21 protein-coding genes are annotated in these 19,509 nt (G+C 70.3%); 13 read left to right on the top strand and 8 right to left on the bottom strand.

Features of this window, described 5'->3' with window-relative positions; all coding sequences use genetic code 11:
* Window positions 1-59 precede the first annotated feature (59 nt).
* Window positions 60-509 (top strand): winged helix-turn-helix transcriptional regulator, encoded by a 450-nt coding sequence (locus BR31_RS0116555; protein ID WP_027501947.1) that lies wholly within the window; start codon window positions 60-62, stop codon window positions 507-509.
* Window positions 510-512: 3 nt separating this feature from the next.
* Here BR31_RS0116555 and BR31_RS0116550 read toward each other — a convergent pair whose 3' ends face one another.
* A complete protein-coding gene (locus BR31_RS0116550; RefSeq protein ID WP_027501946.1) occupies window positions 513-2,300 on the bottom strand; it encodes an AMP-dependent synthetase/ligase in 1,788 nt (595 codons plus the stop codon).
* A 50-nt stretch (window positions 2,301-2,350) separates the two neighbouring features.
* On the opposite strand from BR31_RS0116550, the gene BR31_RS0116545 reads away from it, so the two are divergent.
* Together BR31_RS0116545 and BR31_RS0116540 are read left to right on the top strand one after the other, a co-directional pair.
* Window positions 2,351-2,998, top strand: coding sequence for a TetR/AcrR family transcriptional regulator (locus tag BR31_RS0116545; RefSeq protein WP_231496517.1), 648 nt, complete (start codon window positions 2,351-2,353; stop codon window positions 2,996-2,998).
* A 32-nt stretch (window positions 2,999-3,030) separates the two neighbouring features.
* Window positions 3,031-3,465 (top strand): hypothetical protein, encoded by a 435-nt coding sequence (locus tag BR31_RS0116540; protein ID WP_027501944.1) that lies wholly within the window; start codon window positions 3,031-3,033, stop codon window positions 3,463-3,465.
* Window positions 3,466-3,469: 4 nt separating this feature from the next.
* On the opposite strand, the gene BR31_RS0116535 is transcribed toward BR31_RS0116540, so the two are convergent.
* Entirely contained in the window at window positions 3,470-3,862 is a 393-nt protein-coding gene (locus tag BR31_RS0116535; RefSeq protein WP_027501943.1) for an ankyrin repeat domain-containing protein, read from the bottom strand.
* A gap of 21 nt (window positions 3,863-3,883) precedes the next feature.
* Window positions 3,884-5,140, bottom strand: coding sequence for a serine--tRNA ligase (gene serS, locus BR31_RS0116530; protein WP_027501942.1), 1,257 nt, complete (start codon window positions 5,138-5,140; stop codon window positions 3,884-3,886).
* A gap of 221 nt (window positions 5,141-5,361) precedes the next feature.
* Here serS and BR31_RS0116525 point away from each other — a divergent pair, with 221 nt between their 5' ends.
* The 7 genes from BR31_RS0116525 to BR31_RS0116495 all read left to right on the top strand — a co-directional run bounded on the left by BR31_RS0116525 (window position 5,362) and on the right by BR31_RS0116495 (window position 11,907).
* Window positions 5,362-6,354, top strand: a complete 993-nt coding sequence (locus tag BR31_RS0116525; RefSeq protein ID WP_231496524.1) for a septum formation family protein — start codon at window positions 5,362-5,364, stop codon at window positions 6,352-6,354.
* A gap of 1 nt (window position 6,355) precedes the next feature.
* Entirely contained in the window at window positions 6,356-6,706 is a 351-nt protein-coding gene (locus BR31_RS0116520; protein WP_027501940.1) for a metallopeptidase family protein, read from the top strand.
* A 130-nt stretch (window positions 6,707-6,836) separates the two neighbouring features.
* Window positions 6,837-7,145, top strand: coding sequence for a PE family protein (locus tag BR31_RS0116515; protein WP_027501939.1), 309 nt, complete (start codon window positions 6,837-6,839; stop codon window positions 7,143-7,145).
* 32 nt (window positions 7,146-7,177) lie between these two features.
* Window positions 7,178-8,419 (top strand): PPE domain-containing protein, encoded by a 1,242-nt coding sequence (locus BR31_RS0116510; protein ID WP_027501938.1) that lies wholly within the window; start codon window positions 7,178-7,180, stop codon window positions 8,417-8,419.
* A complete protein-coding gene (locus tag BR31_RS0116505) occupies window positions 8,416-9,210 on the top strand; it encodes an ESX secretion-associated protein EspG (protein WP_027501937.1) in 795 nt (264 codons plus the stop codon). The genes BR31_RS0116510 and BR31_RS0116505 overlap by 4 nt, the downstream gene beginning before the upstream one ends.
* A 192-nt stretch (window positions 9,211-9,402) precedes the next feature.
* On the top strand, window positions 9,403-10,845 hold the full coding sequence (locus BR31_RS0116500) for an HNH endonuclease signature motif containing protein (protein WP_027501936.1): 1,443 nt from the start codon (window positions 9,403-9,405) through the stop codon (window positions 10,843-10,845).
* A gap of 45 nt (window positions 10,846-10,890) precedes the next feature.
* A complete protein-coding gene (locus BR31_RS0116495; protein WP_231496516.1) occupies window positions 10,891-11,907 on the top strand; it encodes an alpha/beta fold hydrolase in 1,017 nt (338 codons plus the stop codon).
* 99 nt (window positions 11,908-12,006) lie between these two features.
* Here BR31_RS0116495 and BR31_RS0116490 read toward each other — a convergent pair whose 3' ends face one another.
* The 5 genes from BR31_RS0116490 to BR31_RS28965 form a co-directional block, all read right to left on the bottom strand.
* Entirely contained in the window at window positions 12,007-13,179 is a 1,173-nt protein-coding gene (locus BR31_RS0116490) for a lipase family protein (RefSeq protein WP_027501934.1), read from the bottom strand.
* A gap of 78 nt (window positions 13,180-13,257) precedes the next feature.
* Window positions 13,258-13,866, bottom strand: coding sequence for a TetR/AcrR family transcriptional regulator (locus BR31_RS0116485; protein ID WP_027501933.1), 609 nt, complete (start codon window positions 13,864-13,866; stop codon window positions 13,258-13,260).
* Window positions 13,867-13,870: 4 nt separating this feature from the next.
* Window positions 13,871-14,545 carry a histidine phosphatase family protein gene (locus BR31_RS0116480; RefSeq protein WP_037176946.1) on the bottom strand — a complete coding sequence of 225 codons (675 nt, stop codon included), beginning with the start codon at window positions 14,543-14,545 and terminating at the stop codon, window positions 13,871-13,873.
* A 4-nt stretch (window positions 14,546-14,549) separates the two neighbouring features.
* The gene (gene pheA, locus BR31_RS0116475) at window positions 14,550-15,467 is read right to left on the bottom strand and encodes a prephenate dehydratase (protein WP_027501931.1); all 918 of its coding nucleotides are present in this window, start codon (window positions 15,465-15,467) and stop codon (window positions 14,550-14,552) included.
* Window positions 15,468-15,506: 39 nt separating this feature from the next.
* A complete protein-coding gene (locus tag BR31_RS28965; RefSeq protein ID WP_027501930.1) occupies window positions 15,507-16,241 on the bottom strand; it encodes a hypothetical protein in 735 nt (244 codons plus the stop codon).
* A gap of 146 nt (window positions 16,242-16,387) precedes the next feature.
* Here BR31_RS28965 and BR31_RS0116465 point away from each other — a divergent pair, with 146 nt between their 5' ends.
* From BR31_RS0116465 to BR31_RS0116455, 3 genes are all read left to right on the top strand, one after another.
* Window positions 16,388-17,158: a DUF2470 domain-containing protein gene (locus tag BR31_RS0116465; RefSeq protein ID WP_027501929.1), complete on the top strand. Its 771-nt coding sequence runs from the start codon at window positions 16,388-16,390 to the stop codon at window positions 17,156-17,158.
* A 22-nt stretch (window positions 17,159-17,180) separates the two neighbouring features.
* Entirely contained in the window at window positions 17,181-17,990 is an 810-nt protein-coding gene (locus BR31_RS0116460) for a CPBP family intramembrane glutamic endopeptidase (protein ID WP_027501928.1), read from the top strand.
* A 262-nt stretch (window positions 17,991-18,252) separates the two neighbouring features.
* Complete coding sequence (locus tag BR31_RS0116455) at window positions 18,253-19,485, top strand: LCP family protein (protein ID WP_027501927.1); 1,233 nt, start codon at window positions 18,253-18,255, stop codon at window positions 19,483-19,485.
* The last annotated feature ends 24 nt before the right edge of the window (window positions 19,486-19,509 follow it).

Here is a 19,509-nt window from a genome sequence, read left to right as displayed (position 1 = left end):
TCACCGTCTGGTCGGTTCCCTCTTGTAACTTGCCCCATTCTTCGACACCATCGATGACCATGGAAGAAGGCACTTTGAAGGAACCGACTCACTGCGCCGATACCGTCTGCGACCGGGACCCCTATCAGTGGGACACCAGGGAGGACTGCGAGGTCCGCCAGATCCTGGACCGGATCGCGGACAAGTGGTCACTGTTGGTGATCGCGTTGCTCGACCGGCGAACCCTGCGCTTCACCGAGCTACGCCGGGAGATCGACGGCATCAGCCAGCGGATGCTGACCGTCACACTGCGGCAGCTCGAACGCGACGGGCTGGTCCGGCGCACCGTGTACCCGGTCGTGCCGCCCCGGGTCGACTACGCGCTCACCCCGCTCGGCGAGACGCTGCACGAGACGATCCAGGCGCTGGTCAGCTGGACCGAGGTGCATCAGGACGAGGTCGCACGGGCCCGCGCCGAATACGACCTCCGCGCGGACGCCGAGCGGGACCTCGCGACCGGCGCCCGCTGACCGTCAGGTGTAGATCTCCTCGACGTCGACCGCGTGGCGCTCGAGGACAACGTTGCGCTTGAGCGACATCTTCGGGGTCAGCTCGCCGGTCTCCTGCGTCCAGTCGACGGCCAGGATCCGGACCTTCTTGATCTGCTCGGCCGAGGACACCTGCGCATTCGTCTCCGCGACCGCGGCATCGATCTCCGCGACCATCGCCGGGTGACCGACCAGCTCCGCGAGCGGCACGTCGGCGGCGACCCCGTTGCGCTCGCGCCATCCGGGCAATGCCTCCGGGTCGATCGTGATCAGCGCCCCGACAAAGGGTTTCGCGTCACCGACGACCATGCACTGACCAATCAGCGGGTGCGCCCGCAGCGCATCCTCCGGCTGCGACGGGGAGACGTTCTTGCCCGCCGCGGTCACGATGATCTCCTTCTTACGGCCGGTGATGGTGACGAAACCGGCTTCATCGATCGTCCCGAGGTCGCCGGTGCGGAACCAGCCGTCGACGAAGGCGTCCGCGGTGGCCTCCTCGTTGTGCCAGTAACCGCCGAACACCACCGGCCCGCGCACCAGTAGCTCGCCGTCGTCGGCGATCCGCGCCGCGTGTCCGTCGAGCGGGCGGCCCACGGTGCCGACCCGCTGATGGGTCGAGGTGTTCACGGTGACCGCGGCGCTGGTCTCGGTGAGGCCGTACCCCTCGTAGATCGGCAGGCCGACGCCGCGGAAGAAGTGCCCGAGCCGGGCACCCAGCGGGCCACCGCCGGAGACGGCGAGGTCGCACTCGCCGCCGAGCGCGGCCCGCAGTTTCCCGTAGACCAGCCGGTCGAACAACGCGTGCCGGAGCCGCAGCCCCATGCCAGGCCCGCCCTCGTCCCGAGCGCGACTCCACTCGATCGCGGTCGCCGCCGCCTTGTCGAAGATCTTGCCCTTGCCACCGTCGACGGCCTTCTGCCTGGACGCGTTGTAGACCTTCTCGAACACCCTCGGCACGGACAGGATGAAATTCGGTTTGAACGCGGCGAACTGATCGACCAGCGTCGTCCAGTCCGAAGTGTGCGCGACGGTGACCTTGGCGTCGAACGCTCCCACCGAGATGGCGCGCGCGAATACGTGCGCCAGCGGAAGGAACATCAGGGTCCGCTTGCCCTCGACGAGGGCCTCGCTCAGCGCGGTGCGCACGGCCACCGACTCGGCGAACAGGTTCGCGTGGGTCAGCTGCACGCCCTTCGGGCGACCGGTGGTGCCGGAGGTGTAGATGAGCGTGGCCGGCGAGCTCGCCCCCACCGCGGTGCGCCGGGCGCGCAGCTCCGCGTCGTCCACCCCCGCGCCGCGGCGAATCAGCTCATCGACAGCGCCCTCATCGATCCGCAGCGTCTCGCGCATCGCGGGCGCAGTGGCCGCCACCTCTCGGACCGTGTCGGCGTGCCGCTGCGCCTCGACGATCAGCAGCGTGGTCCCCGAGTCCTCGAGTATCCACTTCGCTTGCGCCGCAGCCGAAGTCTCGTAGATAGCCACCGTGCAGCCGCCCGCTGCCCAGATCGCGTAGTCGAGCAGCACCCACTCGTACCTGGTCGCCGACATGATCGCGACGCGGTCCCCCGGCGCGACCCCGGAGGCGATCAGGCCCTTCGCCACCGCGGTGACGCTCTCGGCGAACCGGACGGCGGTGACGTCGGACCAGCCCGACCCGGACGGCAGCTGGAACGGAACGAAATCCGGCGAGTCCTGCGCGTACCGGAACACCGTGTCCGCCATCGACACATCCGCCGGGATGGTGAACGTCGCTGGAACCTCGAACTCGCGCATGCTCAGATCCCTCCGCTAAAATTAGAGAGCTTTTCTAGAAAGTGTTGTCAATGCGCGGCGGCCTGTCAATGGCCTGCCCGTGGGCCCTGGAGGTAGACATCGGCACGCAGCATCGGGGCACCGAGACCAGGCAGCGACTCCTCGACGGGGCGCTGTCGGTGTTCGCGCAGTCCGGGCCCACCGGGTTCACGATGACCGCGGTGACCGGGGAGAGCGGCGTCAGCGTCGGCAGCCTCTACCACCACTTCGGCAGCTTCGACGGCCTGTCGGCTGCCCTGTATAGCCGCTGCATGTCCGATCTGCTGGACTCGCTGATCGCCGAGCTGGTGCGCTGCCGGACCGCGCGGACCGGCATCAAGGCGATGGCCGCGGCCTACCTGCGCTGGGTGGGGCGGCACCGTGCCCAGGCACACTTCATCCACGCCTCGGCCTATTCCGGCTTCCTGCCCGCGTACGCCGAGCAGCTCGCGGCCGAGAAGGGCCCCCGCATGCAGGCGATGGCCGACTGGATGACACCGCACGTCGAAGCAGGCCGGGTGGTGGCGCTGTCCCCCGCCCTGATCGAGATGCTGGTGATCGGCCCGGTCGCGGAGACCAGCAGGCGCTGGCTGTCGGCCGCGCCCGGCATCGACCTGGACGAGGCGGCGCGGGTACTGCCCGAACGGATCTGGCAGTCGGTCAGGGGCGAGCACGGCTGAGCGCCCCGGCCGATCGGGCCTATCGTGAAGCGATGGCACTGGATCGGGACACCATCGACCGCTATCTCACCACCTACGGGAACTCACTGACCTCGTTCGACGCCGAGGCGACCGCCGCGATGTGGGGCATGCCGGGCACCGTCATCACCGACGAGTTCGCCGGGTCCCTGTCGAGCCGGGCGGACATGGCGGCAGGCCTGCGCCAGTCGTACCCGCTGTACAAGCAGCTGGGACTCGCCGGGATCTCGCATCAGGTCCTCGAATCGGCAGCGCTCACCGACCGGCTGGCCCGGGTCCGGGTGCGGTGGACCTTTCTCGACTCCGCGGGCGAGTCGCTGACCACCAGCGACTACGAATACCTGCTCCGCGAGGACCCGGACGGCGTGCACACCTATGTCTCGGTCGGCATCGACGACGCGCAGAAGCTGCGTGAGCTCGCCGACCGGCTCGGCGTCGAGCTCGGTTGACCGACTACGAGCGCCACAACTCCAGGTAGTCCTGCCTGCCGAACATCTTCGCCGAGTCGACGGCGGTCGGGTGGCCGGCGTTCGGATCGGCCCCGGCGGCGGCGAGCGCGCGCACCACGGCCTCCTCGCCCTTGAAGATGGCGCCCGCGACCGGTGACTGGCCGCGGTCGTTGAGCCGATCGACGTCCGCGCCCCGCTCGATCAGCAGCTGCACCACCTCGGCGTTGCCGTGGTACGCGGCGAGCATCACCAAGGTGTCGCCCGTGCCGTTGGTGAGGTTCACCGGCACGCCCGCGTCGAGGTAGGCGGCGATGGTCGCGGCATCACCCGCCCTGGCCGCGTCGAAGACCCGCTGCGCGATCTCCTGGAGCCGGGGGGCGATCGGATCGTCCGTCATGTCGACCGAAGTTACCGGGAACTACGGCCGCAGGACGTCGGTCCCGACGAACGGCTGCAGCGCCACCGGCACCGTGACGCTGCCGTCGGCTTGCTGATGGTTCTCCAGGATCGCGACGATCCAGCGGGTGGTCGCCAGCGTGCCGTTGAGGGTCGCGGCGGTCTGCGGCTTGCCGTTCTCGTCCCGGTAGCGGGTGCCGAGCCTGCGGGCCTGGAAGGTGGTGCAGTTCGAGGTCGACGACAGCTCGCGGTAGGCCTGCTGGGTGGGAACCCATGCCTCGCAGTCGAACTTGCGCGCCGCGGACGAACCGAGGTCGCCGCCGGCGACGTCGATCACCCGGTACGGCACCTCGATGGCCGCGAGCATCTCCCGCTCCCATGCGAGCAGCCGCTGATGCTCGGCGTCGGCATCCTCCGGCTTGCAATAGGTGAACATCTCCACCTTGTCGAACTGGTGCACGCGGATGATGCCGCGGGTGTCCTTGCCGTGGCTGCCTGCCTCACGGCGGAAGCAGGACGACCAGCCCGCGTACCGCTTGGGGCCCTCGCTCAGGTCGATGATCTCGCTGGAGTGGTACCCGGCGAGCGGGACCTCGGAGGTGCCGACGAGGTACAGGTCGTCCTGCTCCAGGTGGTACACCTCCTCGGAGTGCTGGCCGAGGAACCCGGTGCCCTGCATGATCTCCGGCCGCACCAGCACCGGCGGGATCATCAGGGTGAAGCCGTTCGCGGTCGCCTTCTGCGCGGCCAGCTGCAGCAGGCCGAGCTGCAGCATCGCGCCGTAACCGGTCATGAAGTAGAAGCGCGCGCCGGACACCTTGGCGCCGCGCTCCATGTCGATCAGGCCGAGCGACTCGCTGAGCTCGAGGTGGTCCTTCGGCTCGAAGTCGAAGGACGGGATCTCGCCGACGGTGTCGAGGGTGATGAAGTCGTCCTCGCCGCCCGCCGGTGCGCCCTCCTGCACGATGTTCGAGATGGCGCGGGCCGCGGCGTCGAGCGCGGCGTCCGCCTCGTGCTGCGCGGCCTCGGCGTCCTTGACCTTCTGGGCCAGTTCCTTCGACCCGGCGAGCAGCGCGGGCCGCTCCTCCGCGGACGCCTGCCCGACCTTCTTGCCGAGCGCCTTCTGCTCCGCCCTGAGGTTGTCGCCGGCCAGCACCGCGGCACGACGGGCCTCGTCGGCCGCCAGCAGCGCGTCGACCAGGGCCGGGTCCTCGCCCCTGGTGCGCTGTGACTCGCGGACGACGTCGGGATTCTCGCGCAGGAACTTGAGGTCAATCACGACCACAAACCTTACTTGGTACGCGGGCACGGCCCTCACTGCGTGCAGGGGAAGGTTCGGCATCGGCGCGACCAACGGGCATGATGGACGAGATGTCCGACGAACACGCCAACGAACGCGACGCCTCCGGGCGGGACGACGACGCGCGCCTCGACACCGAGGCGACCCGCGACTCGGGCACCCCGTCGGCCGACAAGCCCGGACGCCACCTGTCCGCGACCATGACCCGGCGCGCGCTCGCCGCGATCGCGCTCGGCGCGATCCTCGCCGCCATCGCGACCGCGGTCTTCTCCGGCGGCTTCAAGAGCGATAACGAGCTCAGCACGCACGCCAACACCGCCGGACCGAAGTCGACCGGCGCGGTATCGGGCAGCGCGTTCGGCACCGCCCACGCGGGCGACTGCCTGACGTGGACCGAGGACGACGCCAGCGACCTGGAAAAGGTGGACTGCTCTTCGGAGCACCTGTTCGAGGTCGCCTCCGAGGTGGACCTGAGCAACTTCCCCGGCACCGAGTTCGGCCCCGGCTCGAAGTTCCCGGGCGTGCTGCGGTTCTCCCAGCTCCGCGACGAGCACTGCACCCCAGCGGTGAACGAGTACCTCGGCGCCAAGTTCGACCCGAACGGCAAGTTCAGCGTCGGCCTGATCAATCCAGGAGTGGCCGGCTGGGCGGCCGGGGAACGCACGCTGCGCTGCGGTCTGCAGTACTCGGGCACGACCGGCAAACCACAATCGATCTACGGGACGGTTGCCGGGCAGGACCAGTCGAAAACCTGGGACGCGGGCACCTGCATCGGCATCAACCAGAACGTCCCGACCGACCCTGTCCCCTGCACGGACCCGCACGCCTTCGAGGTGATCTCGGTGGTCGACCTCGGCGCCAAGTTCACCGGCGGCTTCCCGGACATCCCGGACCAGGACAAGTACCTGGAGGAGACGTGCACGCAGGCGTCCAACGAGTTCCTCGGCTCGCCGGACGCGCTGCGGAACAAGACCCTCACCCTGTTCTGGGACAACATCGACCTCACCAGCTGGCTGGCGGGCAGCAGGAAGGTCACCTGCTCGGTCGGCAAGGAGCTCGACACCGGCGGGTTCGCCTCGATCGTCAACTCGGCCAAGGGCGACATCCTGATCAACGGCGCACCGCCGATTCCACCGCCGCCGATCCCCGAGGGCCGTTCGCTGCCGGTTCCGCTGCCGGGCGCGGGCAACTGACATGACCGTGCAGATGACCGAGGCCCGCTTCGAGGAGCTGGTCTCCGAGGCACTGGACCTGATCCCGGCCGAACTCGCCCGCGCGATCGACAACGTGGTGGTCCTGGTGGAGGACCGCGACCCCGAGGAACCCGGGCTGCTCGGGCTCTATCACGGCATCGCGCTGACCGAACGCGACAGCCACTACGGCGGTTCGCTGCCGGACACGATCACCATCTACCGCGAGGCCCTCCTCGACGTCTGCGAGTCCGAGGAGCAGGTGGTCGAGGAGGTCGCGATCACGGTGATCCATGAGGTCGCGCACTATTTCGGCATCGAGGAAGAGCGCCTGCACCAGCTCGGCTGGGGGTAGCGGGCGGGTCGGCGAAATTGGTGGGAACCGGTCGGGCGCGTGCCGCGTCCAACCTCTTGACGACCAATCTCGGTGTCCGCGGATCGTTCCGCAGGCCCCGCTCCGCCGAGCCCTCAAGGAGGCCGCGACCATGTCAGGCCATGTGTTTGTCGCTCCCGAAGCCCTGATCTCCGCCGCCACGCAGCTCGATGCCCTCGCGGCGCGCCTCGAGGCAACGGTCAGGGTCAACGCGCCTGCCCTGCACCTGGCGCCCGCGGGCAGCGAAGAGGTCTCGGCCATGGTCGCCTCCTCGTTCAACTCGGTCGCCGACAGCTTCCTGCCGTCCGCCGCGACCGGCATCGCCGAGCTTCGAGTCGCCGCCGACACCCTGCGCAAGCACGCCGCCGAGTACGAGAACCAGGACCATTCCCTGAGTGCCTCGCTCGCCGCCGGCATGTGAGCGTCCGACACCGGATCTGAGGAGACACCGATATGACCATGGGATTCACCGGCGTCGTCTGGATGCCTCGCGGGGCCACCTGGAACTCGACCGCCCTCAACGCAGGCGTCGGGCCGGTGCAACTGTCCGCGGCAGGCGTCGCCTGGACCAACATCGCGGCCGGCCTGACGGACGCGTCCGCGACCATGACCAAGGTGATGGGAGAGCTGCGGGTTGGCTGGGAGGGGCTCGCCTCCGACGCCGCCCTCGCCAAGCTCGTCCCGTTCACCGCCTGGACAGAGGAGTCCACGGCGATGGCGACGACCACGGCGGCCAAGGCCGCCGCAGCGGCCAGCACGCACTCCGTGGCCCGGATGACCATGCCGAGCCTGCCCGAGATCGCTGCCGTCAAGACCGCGAAGGTGGTGGCGCACACCGTCGGGGGCTCGCTGGCCGGTGCAGGCGCAGCCGCGGAGGCCGCCGACCGGGCGATGGATCTGCGGGCGGCACTGGTCATGGAGAGCTATGAGGCCGCGTCGACCGTGGTCTCGGTGCCGCAGAGCTTCACCCCGCCGCCGCCGCTGGCGACCGGCGCGCAGGCCTCGGGCGCGGGCGCGCAGGAGGCGGTGCCCACGAACAAGGACGACATCGACTGGCGGACCAACCCGGCGGGCGCCGCGATGGCCGCGGTGATGGCGCACGCGCAGAACCCGGCCGTGGTCAGCGCCGCCTCGCAGGCGGGCTCGATCGCGGGCGCCGGATTCAGCACCGTCACCTCGACTGCGAGCTCGCTCGCTCCCGCCGCGGTGTCCGCGATCACCGGCGGTGGCTCCGGCCAGTCGTTCGGCGGCTTCTCGGCGACTCCGGCGGGCGACCGGGCAGGCGGCGCTGGTGGCCGTTCGGGCTCGGGATCGGGCGCCACCCGCACCATGACCTCGGCAGGCGGCATCGGTCGCGGCGGCGCGGGCGGCTTCGGCGGCGGTGGCGCCGGGCGCGCCACACTGCCCGAGGGTTGGGGCCGCGGTGCAGCAGGCGGGCTCGGTGGTGGGGCCACAGGTGTGCCGGGCGGCTCGGAGGCGTTCGCCTCCGGCACCGCACGCGCGGAGGCGGCAGTCGCGGCCGGGCCGCGCGGAGGCCAGCTCGGCGCCCCGATGATGGGCGGCGCAGCGGGCGGCGGCCGGGACGACGAGGAACACCACACCCCCGCCTACCTGAAGAACTTCGAGCACTTCAGCGACGGCCGCGTCGTCATCCCCGCCGTCCTCGGGGCGGACCCCCAGGAGTACGAGCGGTGATCGAATCGGGCACCCTTGCCGCGCCGTCCCGGCTGGAGTCGGTGACGCTCGGCCTCGACGAGCTGGACCTGCTGGTGAACATCCTCGGGATCGACGAGCTACCGGTGGTGTTGAGCGCGACGGCACGGTTCGACTCGGTTCCCGCCAGGGACGCGGCGTTCGACGCGGCCCGGGTGACCCTCGCCGAACGCGGGCTCCTCGAGGCGGGCGCGGTGCACCCGGACGTCGCCGAGTGGCTGCAGGTGCTGGCCCGTCCGAGCTGGGAGGTGGCGCTGCGGTGGTATGTCGCCGAGGAGATCTCGCGGCTCTGCCTCGCGCACGGACCGACCGGATCGGTGCTCGCCCTGCGCGGACCCGACTCCTATGTGCTGCAGCGCGCCGAGCATCCCGCCGGGGAGCTGATGCTCGACGCGATCGGACGGCAGGCGCCGGTCGACCTGGGAGTGGTCAACGCACCGACCGAGCAGCTGGCCGCCGCGCTGGCGGACTGCGCCGATGCCAGATCCACCGCGCGTCGGCTCACCGCGCTCGGGGTCGCCGATCAGGATGTCGTGGCGGTCGCCGCCGCGCTAGCCTGCTGCCGGGAGCGCGCCGAGATCGTCGCGATCCGGCACGGCGACGGCCGGGTCGAGCCGGTCGGCGGTCCCGTCACGGTGTTCGACACCGACAGGGGCCGGATCGTCGGCACCTCGAGCGTTTCCGCCGCCGGGGTGGCCTGGTCCACGCTGAGCGCGGGCAGCGACGCCCGATTCCGCCAGGCCATCGCCGTTCTGGTCGACGCCGTCAGCTGAGGCTCGGCAGACGCCCGGCTCGCCGCGTGAATATTTTTGGGCGCCAGGCCAATTCGCCTAGCAGGTGTTGGAGCCTGCTGGGTTCGCGGTGCCGCCGCTCCGGAACCCCCGGACGCTGAGCCCAACCGAGCAAATCTCATCCCGTTCACCGAACCCATTGAAATCGAACTAATGTTCGATTATACTTCGAACATGGATCTCGCCGAGATGCTCACCGCGCCACAGGATGTGGCCGCATGGCAGCTCGCCGATGCCGACCTCTTGCGGCTGATTCCCGAGTTGTCCCTGCGGATGAGACAGCTCGAGGCACTGCGGGTCCGCCTCATGCACCAGGTCGACCAACGATGCGTGGCCGAACAGGTCGGGGCGTCCTCGCCCGGCAACTGGCTCGCGGGAGCGACCACCATGACACCCGGCCACACGAACCGGATCGTCCGCCTCGGCCGGGAACTTGCCAAGCACCCGGAGGTGGCCTCCGAGTTCGACTCAGGGAAAGCCGATTACGACCAGGTGCGCGTGATCGTCGAACTCCTCGCCAAGGTCCCCGACGGCGAGTCCCCGGCCAGCCCGAAGGCTGCCGAAGCCGAGAATGGGAGAGCCGAGGGCGGTACCGGCGACGCCTCGACTGCGGGCGATGGTGACCCTGGCTCGGACGCTGCCGGCGGCGATGGTGATCAGCCTGGTGTCGACTCGATCATCTTCGGACCGCACGACACCCGAACCCAGGCCTGCGCCCGCTACCTCCTCTACGCCGCCCGCACCGAAGACTCCACCACCCTCGCCCGCCGCGCCAAAGCACTCGAGCTGATCCTCAACGGCGACAAGAAAAACCCCGACTCCGAAAACGCCGAACTCAACGAATTCCATGCCTCACCCGGACTCGGTGGCCGCGTCCACCTCAAAGGACACCTCGACGCCGCCTCCGGCGAAGCCCTCCTCACCGCCCTGTCCGCCCTCTCCAAACCACACCCCGGAACCGACAACCGCGACGGACAACACGGCAAAGACCAACGCACCCCCGCCCAACGCCGCGCCGACGCCCTCACCCACATCATCGGCTCATACCTGAACTCCGGACACGCCCCCACCGAAGGCGGCGAACGCCCCCACATCAACGTCTTCGTCGACGCCGACGACCTCGCCGCCACCACCGACAACCACCACCAAGACCGCCATCCGGGGCGACGGCGCGGACCCGCTTGGATGCCCTGGCTCGGACCCATCACCCTCGATCTCGCCGCCCAGATCTCCTGCGACGCCGACATCACCCCCATCACCATGGACACCGACGGCAACCCCCTTGACGTCGGACGCACCACCCGACTGATCCCCCGCAAACTCCGCCGCGCCCTCAGCGCCCGCGACTGCGGATGCGCCTTCCCCGGCTGCGGCCGACCCGCCGCCTGGACCGAAGGCCACCATATCCAACACTGGTCGAATGGTGGCCCCACCAACCTGTCAAACCTGGTGCTGCTCTGCCGCTTCCACCACACCACCATCCACCGCGGCGACTGGACCGTGACCATCAGCAAAGACGATGGCCACCCCTGGTTCACCCCACCCGCGTGGATCGACCCCCACCGACAACCCGTGCCGGCACACAACCGGCGCAACCAAATCCCCCTCGCCGCCTGAGGCGAAACCCACGGGCACCGCCCGACATCCCCCCAGAAATGAGGGGTGCCGGACGGTGCCCGCCGCGCGTTCGGGAGGAGCGGTGGTGGTTGCCTGCGCCGGATCCGGGTGCGGCGATCGGGCCCGCCGGCGCCGGCGTCGCCCGCGCCGTCGCCGAAATCCCGTGCTGGACATCAGGGCATACGGGTGTTACTGGTGAATAGGCCACTAATTCAGGGGGGAACAATGGTCACACCATCGAATCGCGCGGGATCGGGCGAGCCTGTGCTGCTTCTACACGGATTCACGCTGTCCCATCACGTATGGCACCGTGTGGTGGACGATCTCGCCAGCGATTTCGACGTGCTCGCGCTGACGATGCTCGGCCATTGGGGCGGCCCACGACTTCGAATCCGCGACCTCGGGGTTCGCGGCATCGCCGATGGAATCGAGCGCGAGCTCGACGCAATCGGCTGGGACACCTGCCACATCTCGGGCAATTCGCTGGGCGGCCAGGTGGGGTTCGAACTCGAACGCCGAGGCCGGGCCAGGTCCCTCGCCCCGATCAATCCGAGCGGGGGCTGGAAGAGATTCTCCTACACCGAATTTCGCCTGGGACTGGGGTTCACTCTGCAGTATCCGCTGGCTGTGGCCGCGCGGCTACTCGGCGATCGGGCCGCGACTCGCGAGTTCTTTCAACGCCCGGTCATCCGCAACTGCAGTAGGGACATGTCGGCCGTCAGCCCCGAGGACGCGGCCGACGTCATCCGCGCGGTGTCTCACTGCCCGGTCTATATGCCGATCCAGTTGGCGTTTCTGCGCGACGGGCCCCTCACCGGGCTCGAGAACGTCACTGTCCCCACCTCGTTGATCCTGTCGGAGTTCGACACCTTTGCGACGCGTGAAGACTGCATGCAGCGGCTGATCGACGAACTCCCCGATCACGTCGAGGAGATCACCCTGCCGGGCGTCGGCCACATCCCGATGCTCGAGAATCCCGAGATCGTGGCCGACGCGCTCCGAGCGCATCTGTACAAGGCGACGACGGACGAGGCCCACTCGGCCACGTCACCGACAGGTTGACCCGTTTCGCGTTGCCGATACCAACTGCGATGCTGGTTCCAACAACGCGGGGCGCCACCGTGATTCGGTGACGCCCCGCGCCGCACTGCGATCGATCCCTCAGCAGGAGCTACCCATGCACGGCTTCTCGCCGGCGAACAGCTTCGCGATGAACGGCGTGCTGTCCGGCACCGAGGCCGCCACCGTGCCGCCGTGGTCGGTCGGGTAGGTGCGGAACGCGAACTCCACCCCGTTCGCGGTGAGATCGGCAACGAGCTTCAGCGTCAACGGGATCGGGACGTCCAAGTCCTGCTGGCCCTGCGCGATGAGCAGTGGCCGGTCGTAGCCGCTGGTGGGGACGGAGAGAATCGAGCGGACCGCGTCCATGAACTCGGGCGTGTCCACCGACCGCGACAGCAGCTGCCCGATCGAGACGTCGGCGTACTTGGTCCGCGCGTCGCCGTAGCAGATCGAGGTCTCCACATCCGCGAGAATGCTGCGCCCGAGGGGGCTGAGGTAGGAGTCGATGTCGACGTCGGGTCGCGCGGCCCGCAGCCCGTCGAGGACGTTGGCGATGTAGACCGTGGTGCCCTTGAGCGGCAGCTTCGGGAACGCCGGTCCGCCCAGCGGCAGCGCCATCTCGATGTTCGAGGGCGCACCGGTCGTCACCGCGCCGCGGTAGTCCAGCTCCGGGGCGTAGCGGGTGGCGATGTTCGCGGTGAACAGCGTCGCGTGACCGCCCTGTGACTGCCCCGTGGCGACCCACTTCTTCGACAGCTCGGGCGTCACCGCGCGGGCGGCCCGCACCATGTCGATCACACTGTGCGCGGCCGAGCGCCCGTCCAGGTAGGGATGCACGCCGGGGGTGCCGAGGCCGACATAGTCGGTTGCCACCACCGCGTAGCCCTGGGAGAGCCAATGGCCGAGATGGGTCACCGCCCGCTCGGTCGGAGGATTGACGCTGGGCGCGCACTGGTCCGCGACCCCGGTGGTGCCGTGCGCGTAGGAGATCACCGGCCAACCGCCCTCGGGCGGCGTCCCCTCGGGCAGGTAGACGGCACCTGTGCTGAGCATCGGCTTGTCCTGCGGACCCTGGGACCAGTACGTCAGCAGCGACGACGACGCGGCACCGGGCAGCCAGCGATCGCGTGGCAGTTCCTCGCTACTCACGACGGAACCCGGGGCCTCGGCCTGGCCGGCGACAGGCGCGGCCGCGGCCGGCGACACGGCCCACGTCACGGCGACCAATGTCGCACCCGCGGCCACCAGGGCGGTACGAAGTCGGTGGGTCATCACTCTCTCCTCACGGCTGTGCGCCCGGTCACATTCGGCGCCGGGCACACAGGACGATAAGTTAGACCTACCGATCGGTCAAGCAATCTCCCAGCCGCGGACCCGGGCGGCGAGATCGTCGACGAGGAAGGCGAAAGCCCGATCCACTCGCTCGCGGTCCCCGGTGGCGAGCAGGTCCAGGGTCAGGCCCCGGATCTGCGCGAGGATCAGCGTGGCCACCTGCCGTACCTGCTCCTCGGGACAGCCGGCCCCGCGCAGGCCGTGTTCGAGCACGGCCAGCCACTGGCCGACGAAGTGTTCGAGGAAGCGCTCGTGCCCGCCCGGTTCGAGCACGGCCTGCACGTAGATCTCGAGCATCACCCGGAATCGCGGCAGCGTCTCGGGAGCGGTCCGCTCCTCCCACCAGCCGGTGAGCAGGGCGATCGGGTCGGCACCGGATTCGGCAAGCAGCTCGGCGGGAATCGACTCCCCCCGCATCCCCTCGATCACCTCGGCCAGCAGGTTCTCCTTGCTGCCGAAGTGATGCAACAGCGACGCGTGCGACACCCCGACAGCCTTGGCCAGCGGGCGCATGGACAGCTCCCCGACCCCGTTGGCGATCACGTACTCGGTCACCGACGCGAGCAGCTCGTCCCGCCTGCCTGCGTACCGCATGGTGCGCTTGTCCACACGATCGGACTCGGGCACCGCGTCAGCCCATCGGGTCGTCGGGCCCGGCGCTGGCGAAGGGCTCGAACGGCGGCACCAGCAGCCCCCACCGCACGCACTTCCAGCCCCCGTTCGCGGTGGGCACCAGCTCCACCGTCTGGGTGTTGTCCAGGTGGGTGTTCGCGGAGAAGGCACCGTTGATACCCGCGAGCTGGGCGGCCACCAGACGGATCGCGGCGCCATGGCTGACCACCAGCACATCGCCGGTGTCGGCCTCGTCCGCCGGTTCCTCGAGGAACTCCTCGCGCAGCGAACTCAGCACCGGCACGTAGCGCTCGAGGATGTCGTACCCGGACTCACCGCCCGGCACCCGCACACCGAGGTCGCCTGCATGCCAGGAGTGATAGACCTTCATGAACAGCTCGTGCGACTCACGGTCCGAGCGGTCCTCCAGCTCCCCCGCCTGCGCCTCGTGGATGCCCTCGCGCACCTGCGCGGTGATGCCCGACTCCCGCTCGACGAAGTGGGCCGTCTGCCGCGCCCGCAACGCAGGCGAGGCCACCAGGGCGCGGGGCGCCCTGCCCGCCACCGCGAGCCCGAAGGCCTGGGCCTGGCTCTCCCCGAACTCGGTGAGCCGGGCCCCTGGCAGCCGGGTGTCCAGCCGCCGCTCGACGTTCGCCTCGGTCTGGCCGTGGCGCACCAGGATCAGCTTGCCCATGCCGTCACCTCCCGTCCGATTCGCCGGACCGTATCCGGCGCAGCCACTCGGTCGCCTCCTCGTCCGACGGCGGCCGCACCCCACCGGGGTTCGCGGCAGGCCAAGAACCGAGGAAGCGGACGTCGTGCTTGCGATGCAGGGCCTTGAGCGCTTCGGCAACCGCGGTGTCCTCGAGGTGTCCGACGCAGTCAAGGAAGAACCGGTAGGTACCGAACTCGATACGGGTGGGCCGGGATTCGATCCGGGTGAGATCGATTCCGCGGGTGGAGAACTCCGCCATCGCACTCACGAGGGAGCCGGGTTCGTTGTTGAGCTGCAGGACCACCGCGGTGCGGTCCGCTCCTGTGGCCGCGGGGACCGGAGCCGGGCGGGTCACGAGCACGAATCGCGTTCGCGCGCCGTCGAAGTCGGCCACCGAATCGGCGAGGACACTGAGCCCGAGTCGTTCACCGGCCAGCGCGGTGGACACCGCGGCATCGGCGATCCCCGCCGCGACATCCTCCGCCGCACCGGCATTGGAGGACGCGGACTGGACCACGGCGTCCGGCAGTTTCCTCTCGATCCACATCCGCACCTGCGCACCCGCGACGGGGTACGCACGGATGGTACGCACCTGGTCGAGGGTGGTCCCGGCGCGCGCCAGGATCGTAAAACTCACGTCCAGTTCGGTTTCCGCGACGATCTGCAACCGCTCGCCTGCGGCCAGGGAGTCCATGGTCGGTGGCACCGGCCCCTCGACCGAGCTCTCGATCGGCACGACCGCCCCGTCCACGACACCCGCGCGCACCTGGTCGAGCGCGGCCGGCGGGCTGGGGGCGGACACCCGCTCCACCGGACCGTCGAAGACCCCGCCCGATTCCATCTGGGCGAGGGCCATCTCGGTGAACGTTCCGGACGGTCCGAAGTAGGCGATACGAGGCACACGACAAGGTTACTCACCTGCCGCGATGCGAGCCGGGGTTCAGGGCGCGGCGGTGGCCGTGATCCCGTGAGCCACGAGGTGTCGCTCCGCCTCCTCGGCGTCGTCGACCTCGATGCTCAGCAACACCGTGCGGAGCGCCTCGGCTGCGTCCTGGTTCAGTCCGGCGACCCGGGTCGGGTCCGGGGCGACGAACGCTGCCCGGACGTCGTCCCCGCGCAGGGCCGCGACCGTGGCGGCGAGGATCGCCAGCGCCTCCGCGCCTGAGGCCGCCCTGGCCACGAAGCCGGCGTCCGAGTGCGCGAGGACCGCCAGGAAGTCGGCCACCTCGTCGGGGCTCGGGCCCGCGCGCAGTCCGGGGTGTGCGCCCGCATCGGCGATCCGGGTGGCCACCTCGGCCGCCCAGCCGGCCTCGGCGTGGTCGTCGGGGGCGACGAACACCGCGAGGGGCGCCGTCAGCGGGTGCGGGTTCGACTCCCCGGACAACGACAGTTCTAGGGCGTCATCGAGCTGTTCCAGGCTGCAGTCGATGTCGAAGCGTGCGACCGCGGGCCCGCCCGACGCGAGGGTGTCGGGCGCGACGTCGAGCACAACGACGACCGGATGATCCAGGCCCGAACCGAGTGCGCTCGCCGCCAGCACGGGGGGACCGAAAATGGCGCCGAGCCGCCTGCGCGGCACGGCGGCCGCGTCCGGGCACCGCTGCGAGAGCAGGCCCGTGAAGGGCGGCTGCCGATCGCTCGGCGTCGGCGGATGGAGGGTGAGCAGGGTGGACACGGCACCCACCGTAGCCGCAGGCGGAGCAGTGTCACGTAGCCGCACACGGAGATCTTGCGGGCCATCGGGTCCTGCCGTAACTTAGGCATGGCTAACCTATTGTGATCGGCATCTCCGTTGCCCCGACCGAACGAAGCGAGCGCCACATGACTGCTGCCACCTCCACCCAGGGTCCATCGACCGCGGAGCGGGTCCGCAGCGCCTGCGCCCGAGCCCAACAGGCGGTGCTGGCCATCGACGGCAGCGATCCCGTCGAGGTCTCCGTGCACCACCTGCGGGCCTGCGGCGACGTGGTGCTCACCGTCCGAACCGACTCGGTCGCCACCGCACTGACCTGGCAGGCGGGCCGAGCCGGACTGCCCGCGGTGCTCGAACTCACCGACCTGACCCCGCTCTCCCTTCGGGAACCGGTGCGGTCGCTGGTCTGGCTGCACGGCGCCCTGCACCCGGTGCCCGCCGAGGCCTCTCGCGCACTGGCGGCCGCCGTCGCCGACGAACGCCCTGACCCCGCGTTGCTCGACGTCGGGCACACCACCACCCTGCTCCGGCTGATCCTGGACTCGGCAGTGGTGGCCGACTCGCACGGCGCGGAGCCGGTGCCGGTGGACGCGCTGCTCGCCGCCCGCCCCGACCCGTTCTGGGAGGTCGAGGGCCCCTGGCTCGAACACCTGGAGTCCGACCACGGTGAACTCGTGGATCAGCTCGCAGGCCGATTGCCGCGGGCGCTGCGTACCGGCCGCGTCCGCCCGCTCGGCATCGATCGATACGGCATCCGGCTGCGCATCGAGGGCGAGACGGGCGACAGCGACGTCCGGATGGCCTTCGCCCAACCGGTGGACGACGTGACCGAGCTGAGCCGCGCCCTGCGCCTGCTGGTGGGCTGCCCGTTCGTGAACGGCCTGCGCGCCCAGCGCTGATGCGCGGCATACCCTCACCGGTGTGACCCGGTTCGACGACTGGCTCCGGCCTACCCCGCCCCCACAGACCGAACCGCCGCTCGACGCCGCGGGCCGTCGCGCGCTGTGGTTGGAGATCACCATCGTGCTGCTGGTGACCTTCGGGCTCAGCGGGCTGTCCGGCATCCTCTCCCTCGTCGAGGACGCGCTCGCTCCCGGCGGGCTGGCCGACCAGACGGTGGCGCTGAACGTCTCCCGTTCCGAGCAGGGCTGGATCGATCTCGGCCGCCAGCTGCTCGGCATCGTCAGGCTCTGCGCCTGGGCCGCTCTCGGCCTGTACCTGCTCTGGCGCAGCGGCCTCGGCCCCGCGAAGATCGGGCTCGGCCGACCGCGAGCCCGCGCCGACCTGCTGCCGGGCGTCGGCCTTGCCGCGCTGATCGGGCTGCCCGGCCTCGCCCTCTACCTCGTCGCCAACGCCGTCGGCGCCAACCTGACCGTGCTGCCCAGCACCATCGAGGAGCACTGGTGGCGGCTGCCAACGCTCCTGCTGTGGGCGCTCGCGAACTCCGGCGCGGAGGAGGTGCTGGTCGTCGCGTACCTGATCTCGCGGCTGCGCAGGCTCGGCTGGAGCGAGAACTCGTCGCTGCTGGCCTCCTCGCTGCTGCGCGGCAGCTATCACCTCTATCAGGGCCTCGGCGGTGGGATCGGCAACGTCGCGATGGGCCTCGTCCTGGGCCGGTACTGGCAGCGGACCAACCGGCTGTGGCCGCTGATCGTCGCGCACTGGCTGATCGACGCGGTCGCCTTCGTCGGTTACACCGCCCTGCGTGGCCACGTGTCCTGGCTGCCCTGACCAGTAGAGTCGAGCCGTGAACGGCGACAATCCCCAGTACCGCGACCCCCGCGATCCGCGGTGGGACCGCGGTGTGCCGCCGCGCGGGCCGCAGCCCCCGCAGGGTCGTCCGATGCCGCCGCAGGGCCGTCCGATGCCACCGCAGCAGGGCCGCCCGCTCCCGCCACAACAGCCGCGTCAGGGCCAGCCGATGCCGCCGCGGCGCGTGCCGCCGCCCCAGGACCAGGGCAGGCCGATGCCCCCCGGCCCCGAGGGCACCCAGGTGATCCGGCGCGACGGCCGCCGCGCCGAACCCGAGCAGGGCGCGCGCGCCTGGTCGCAGGCCCCCGAGCCGGCACCGCAGCACGGCACCCGCCCTGGCGGGACCGACCCGACCAGGGCGCACCGCCCCCAGGCCGGGTCCGCCTACGCGCCGACCCAGACACCGCAGCCGTACGACGACCCGTACCGCAGGCAGGCCGGTCGCGTCGGCGCACCGCCCCAGCCACCCCGCCGCACCGGTCCCGCTGCCCCGCCCCCGCAGCCGCCCCGTCCGGCGAAGCCGCGCAGGAAGGCGCACTGGGGCCGACGGATCGGGCTCGTCCTGATGGCGCTGCTGGTCCTCGTCGGCGGCTCCGTCGTCTACCTGGACCGCGGGCTGAACCGCGTCGACGCACTCGCCGACTATCCGGACCGGATCGGCGACACTCCCGGCACCAACTGGCTGCTGGTCGGCTCGGACAGCCGCGCCGGGATGACCCCGGAGGAGGAGGCCGCCCTCGCGACCGGCGGCGACGTCGGGGAGGGCCGCACCGACACGATCATCGTCGTGCACATCCCCAAGAGCGGGAAGGCCACCATGGTGTCCATTCCGCGCGATTCCTATGTGCCCATCCCCGGCTGGGGCCGCGACAAGATCAACGCGGCGTTTGCGCAGGGCGGGCCACAGCTGCTGGTGCAGACCGTCGAGGGCGCGACCGGCCTGTACATCGATCACTACGCGGAGATCGGCTTCGGCGGATTCGCCGGCATCGTCGACGCCCTCGGTGGCGTCAACCTCTGTGTGCCCTACCCGATCGACGACCCGCTCGCGGGAATCAACCTGCAACCGGGCTGCCAGGACCTGACCGGCTCCCAGGCGCTCGGCTTCGTCCGGACCAGGGCCACGCCGCTCGCGGACCTCGACCGGATGAAGAACCAGCGCGCGTTCATGTCTGCGCTGCTGGACAAGGCGACCAGCGTCAGCACCATGATCAATCCGTTCCGGCTCTGGCCGACGGTGACGAAGACGGCGGGTTCGCTCCAGGTGGACGAGGACGACCACCTGTGGAACCTCGCCGGCCTCGGCTGGGCGATGCGCGGCGGCCCGATCACGACCACCGTCCCGATCGCCGGCTTCGAGGACGTCGACTCGGGCAACGTACTCATCTGGGATCGCGAACGCGCCTCGCAGTTCTTCGGCGCGCTCGCCGAGGACAAGCCGGTGCCGGAGTCGCTGATCACCACGGGACCCTGATCCGGGGTCCGCGCCGGTAGCGTG

Origin of the sequence: Rhodococcus sp. UNC363MFTsu5.1 (assembly GCF_000686785.1) — a bacterium.
GTDB lineage: Bacteria > Actinomycetota > Actinomycetes > Mycobacteriales > Mycobacteriaceae > Rhodococcus_G > Rhodococcus_G maanshanensis.
Note: the sequence above shows the minus strand (reverse complement) of the source record. Positions and strands in the feature narration are given on the sequence as shown.

Bases quoted from the DNA above. Each gene is read 5' to 3' on its own strand.
- BR31_RS0116555 (WP_027501947.1), top strand. From the start codon at position 60: ATGGAAGAAGGCACTTTGAAGGAACCGACTCACTGCGCCGATACCGTC.
- BR31_RS0116550 (WP_027501946.1), bottom strand. From the start codon at position 2,300: ATGCGCGAGTTCGAGGTTCCAGCGACGTTCACCATCCCGGCGGATGTG.
- BR31_RS0116545 (WP_231496517.1), top strand. From the start codon at position 2,351: ATGCGCGGCGGCCTGTCAATGGCCTGCCCGTGGGCCCTGGAGGTAGAC.
- BR31_RS0116540 (WP_027501944.1), top strand. From the start codon at position 3,031: ATGGCACTGGATCGGGACACCATCGACCGCTATCTCACCACCTACGGG.
- BR31_RS0116535 (WP_027501943.1), bottom strand. From the start codon at position 3,862: ATGACGGACGATCCGATCGCCCCCCGGCTCCAGGAGATCGCGCAGCGG.
- BR31_RS0116525 (WP_231496524.1), top strand. From the start codon at position 5,362: ATGACCCGGCGCGCGCTCGCCGCGATCGCGCTCGGCGCGATCCTCGCC.
- BR31_RS0116520 (WP_027501940.1), top strand. From the start codon at position 6,356: ATGACCGTGCAGATGACCGAGGCCCGCTTCGAGGAGCTGGTCTCCGAG.
- BR31_RS0116515 (WP_027501939.1), top strand. From the start codon at position 6,837: ATGTCAGGCCATGTGTTTGTCGCTCCCGAAGCCCTGATCTCCGCCGCC.
- BR31_RS0116510 (WP_027501938.1), top strand. From the start codon at position 7,178: ATGACCATGGGATTCACCGGCGTCGTCTGGATGCCTCGCGGGGCCACC.
- BR31_RS0116500 (WP_027501936.1), top strand. From the start codon at position 9,403: ATGGATCTCGCCGAGATGCTCACCGCGCCACAGGATGTGGCCGCATGG.
- BR31_RS0116490 (WP_027501934.1), bottom strand. From the start codon at position 13,179: ATGACCCACCGACTTCGTACCGCCCTGGTGGCCGCGGGTGCGACATTG.
- BR31_RS0116480 (WP_037176946.1), bottom strand. From the start codon at position 14,545: ATGGGCAAGCTGATCCTGGTGCGCCACGGCCAGACCGAGGCGAACGTC.
- BR31_RS0116465 (WP_027501929.1), top strand. From the start codon at position 16,388: ATGACTGCTGCCACCTCCACCCAGGGTCCATCGACCGCGGAGCGGGTC.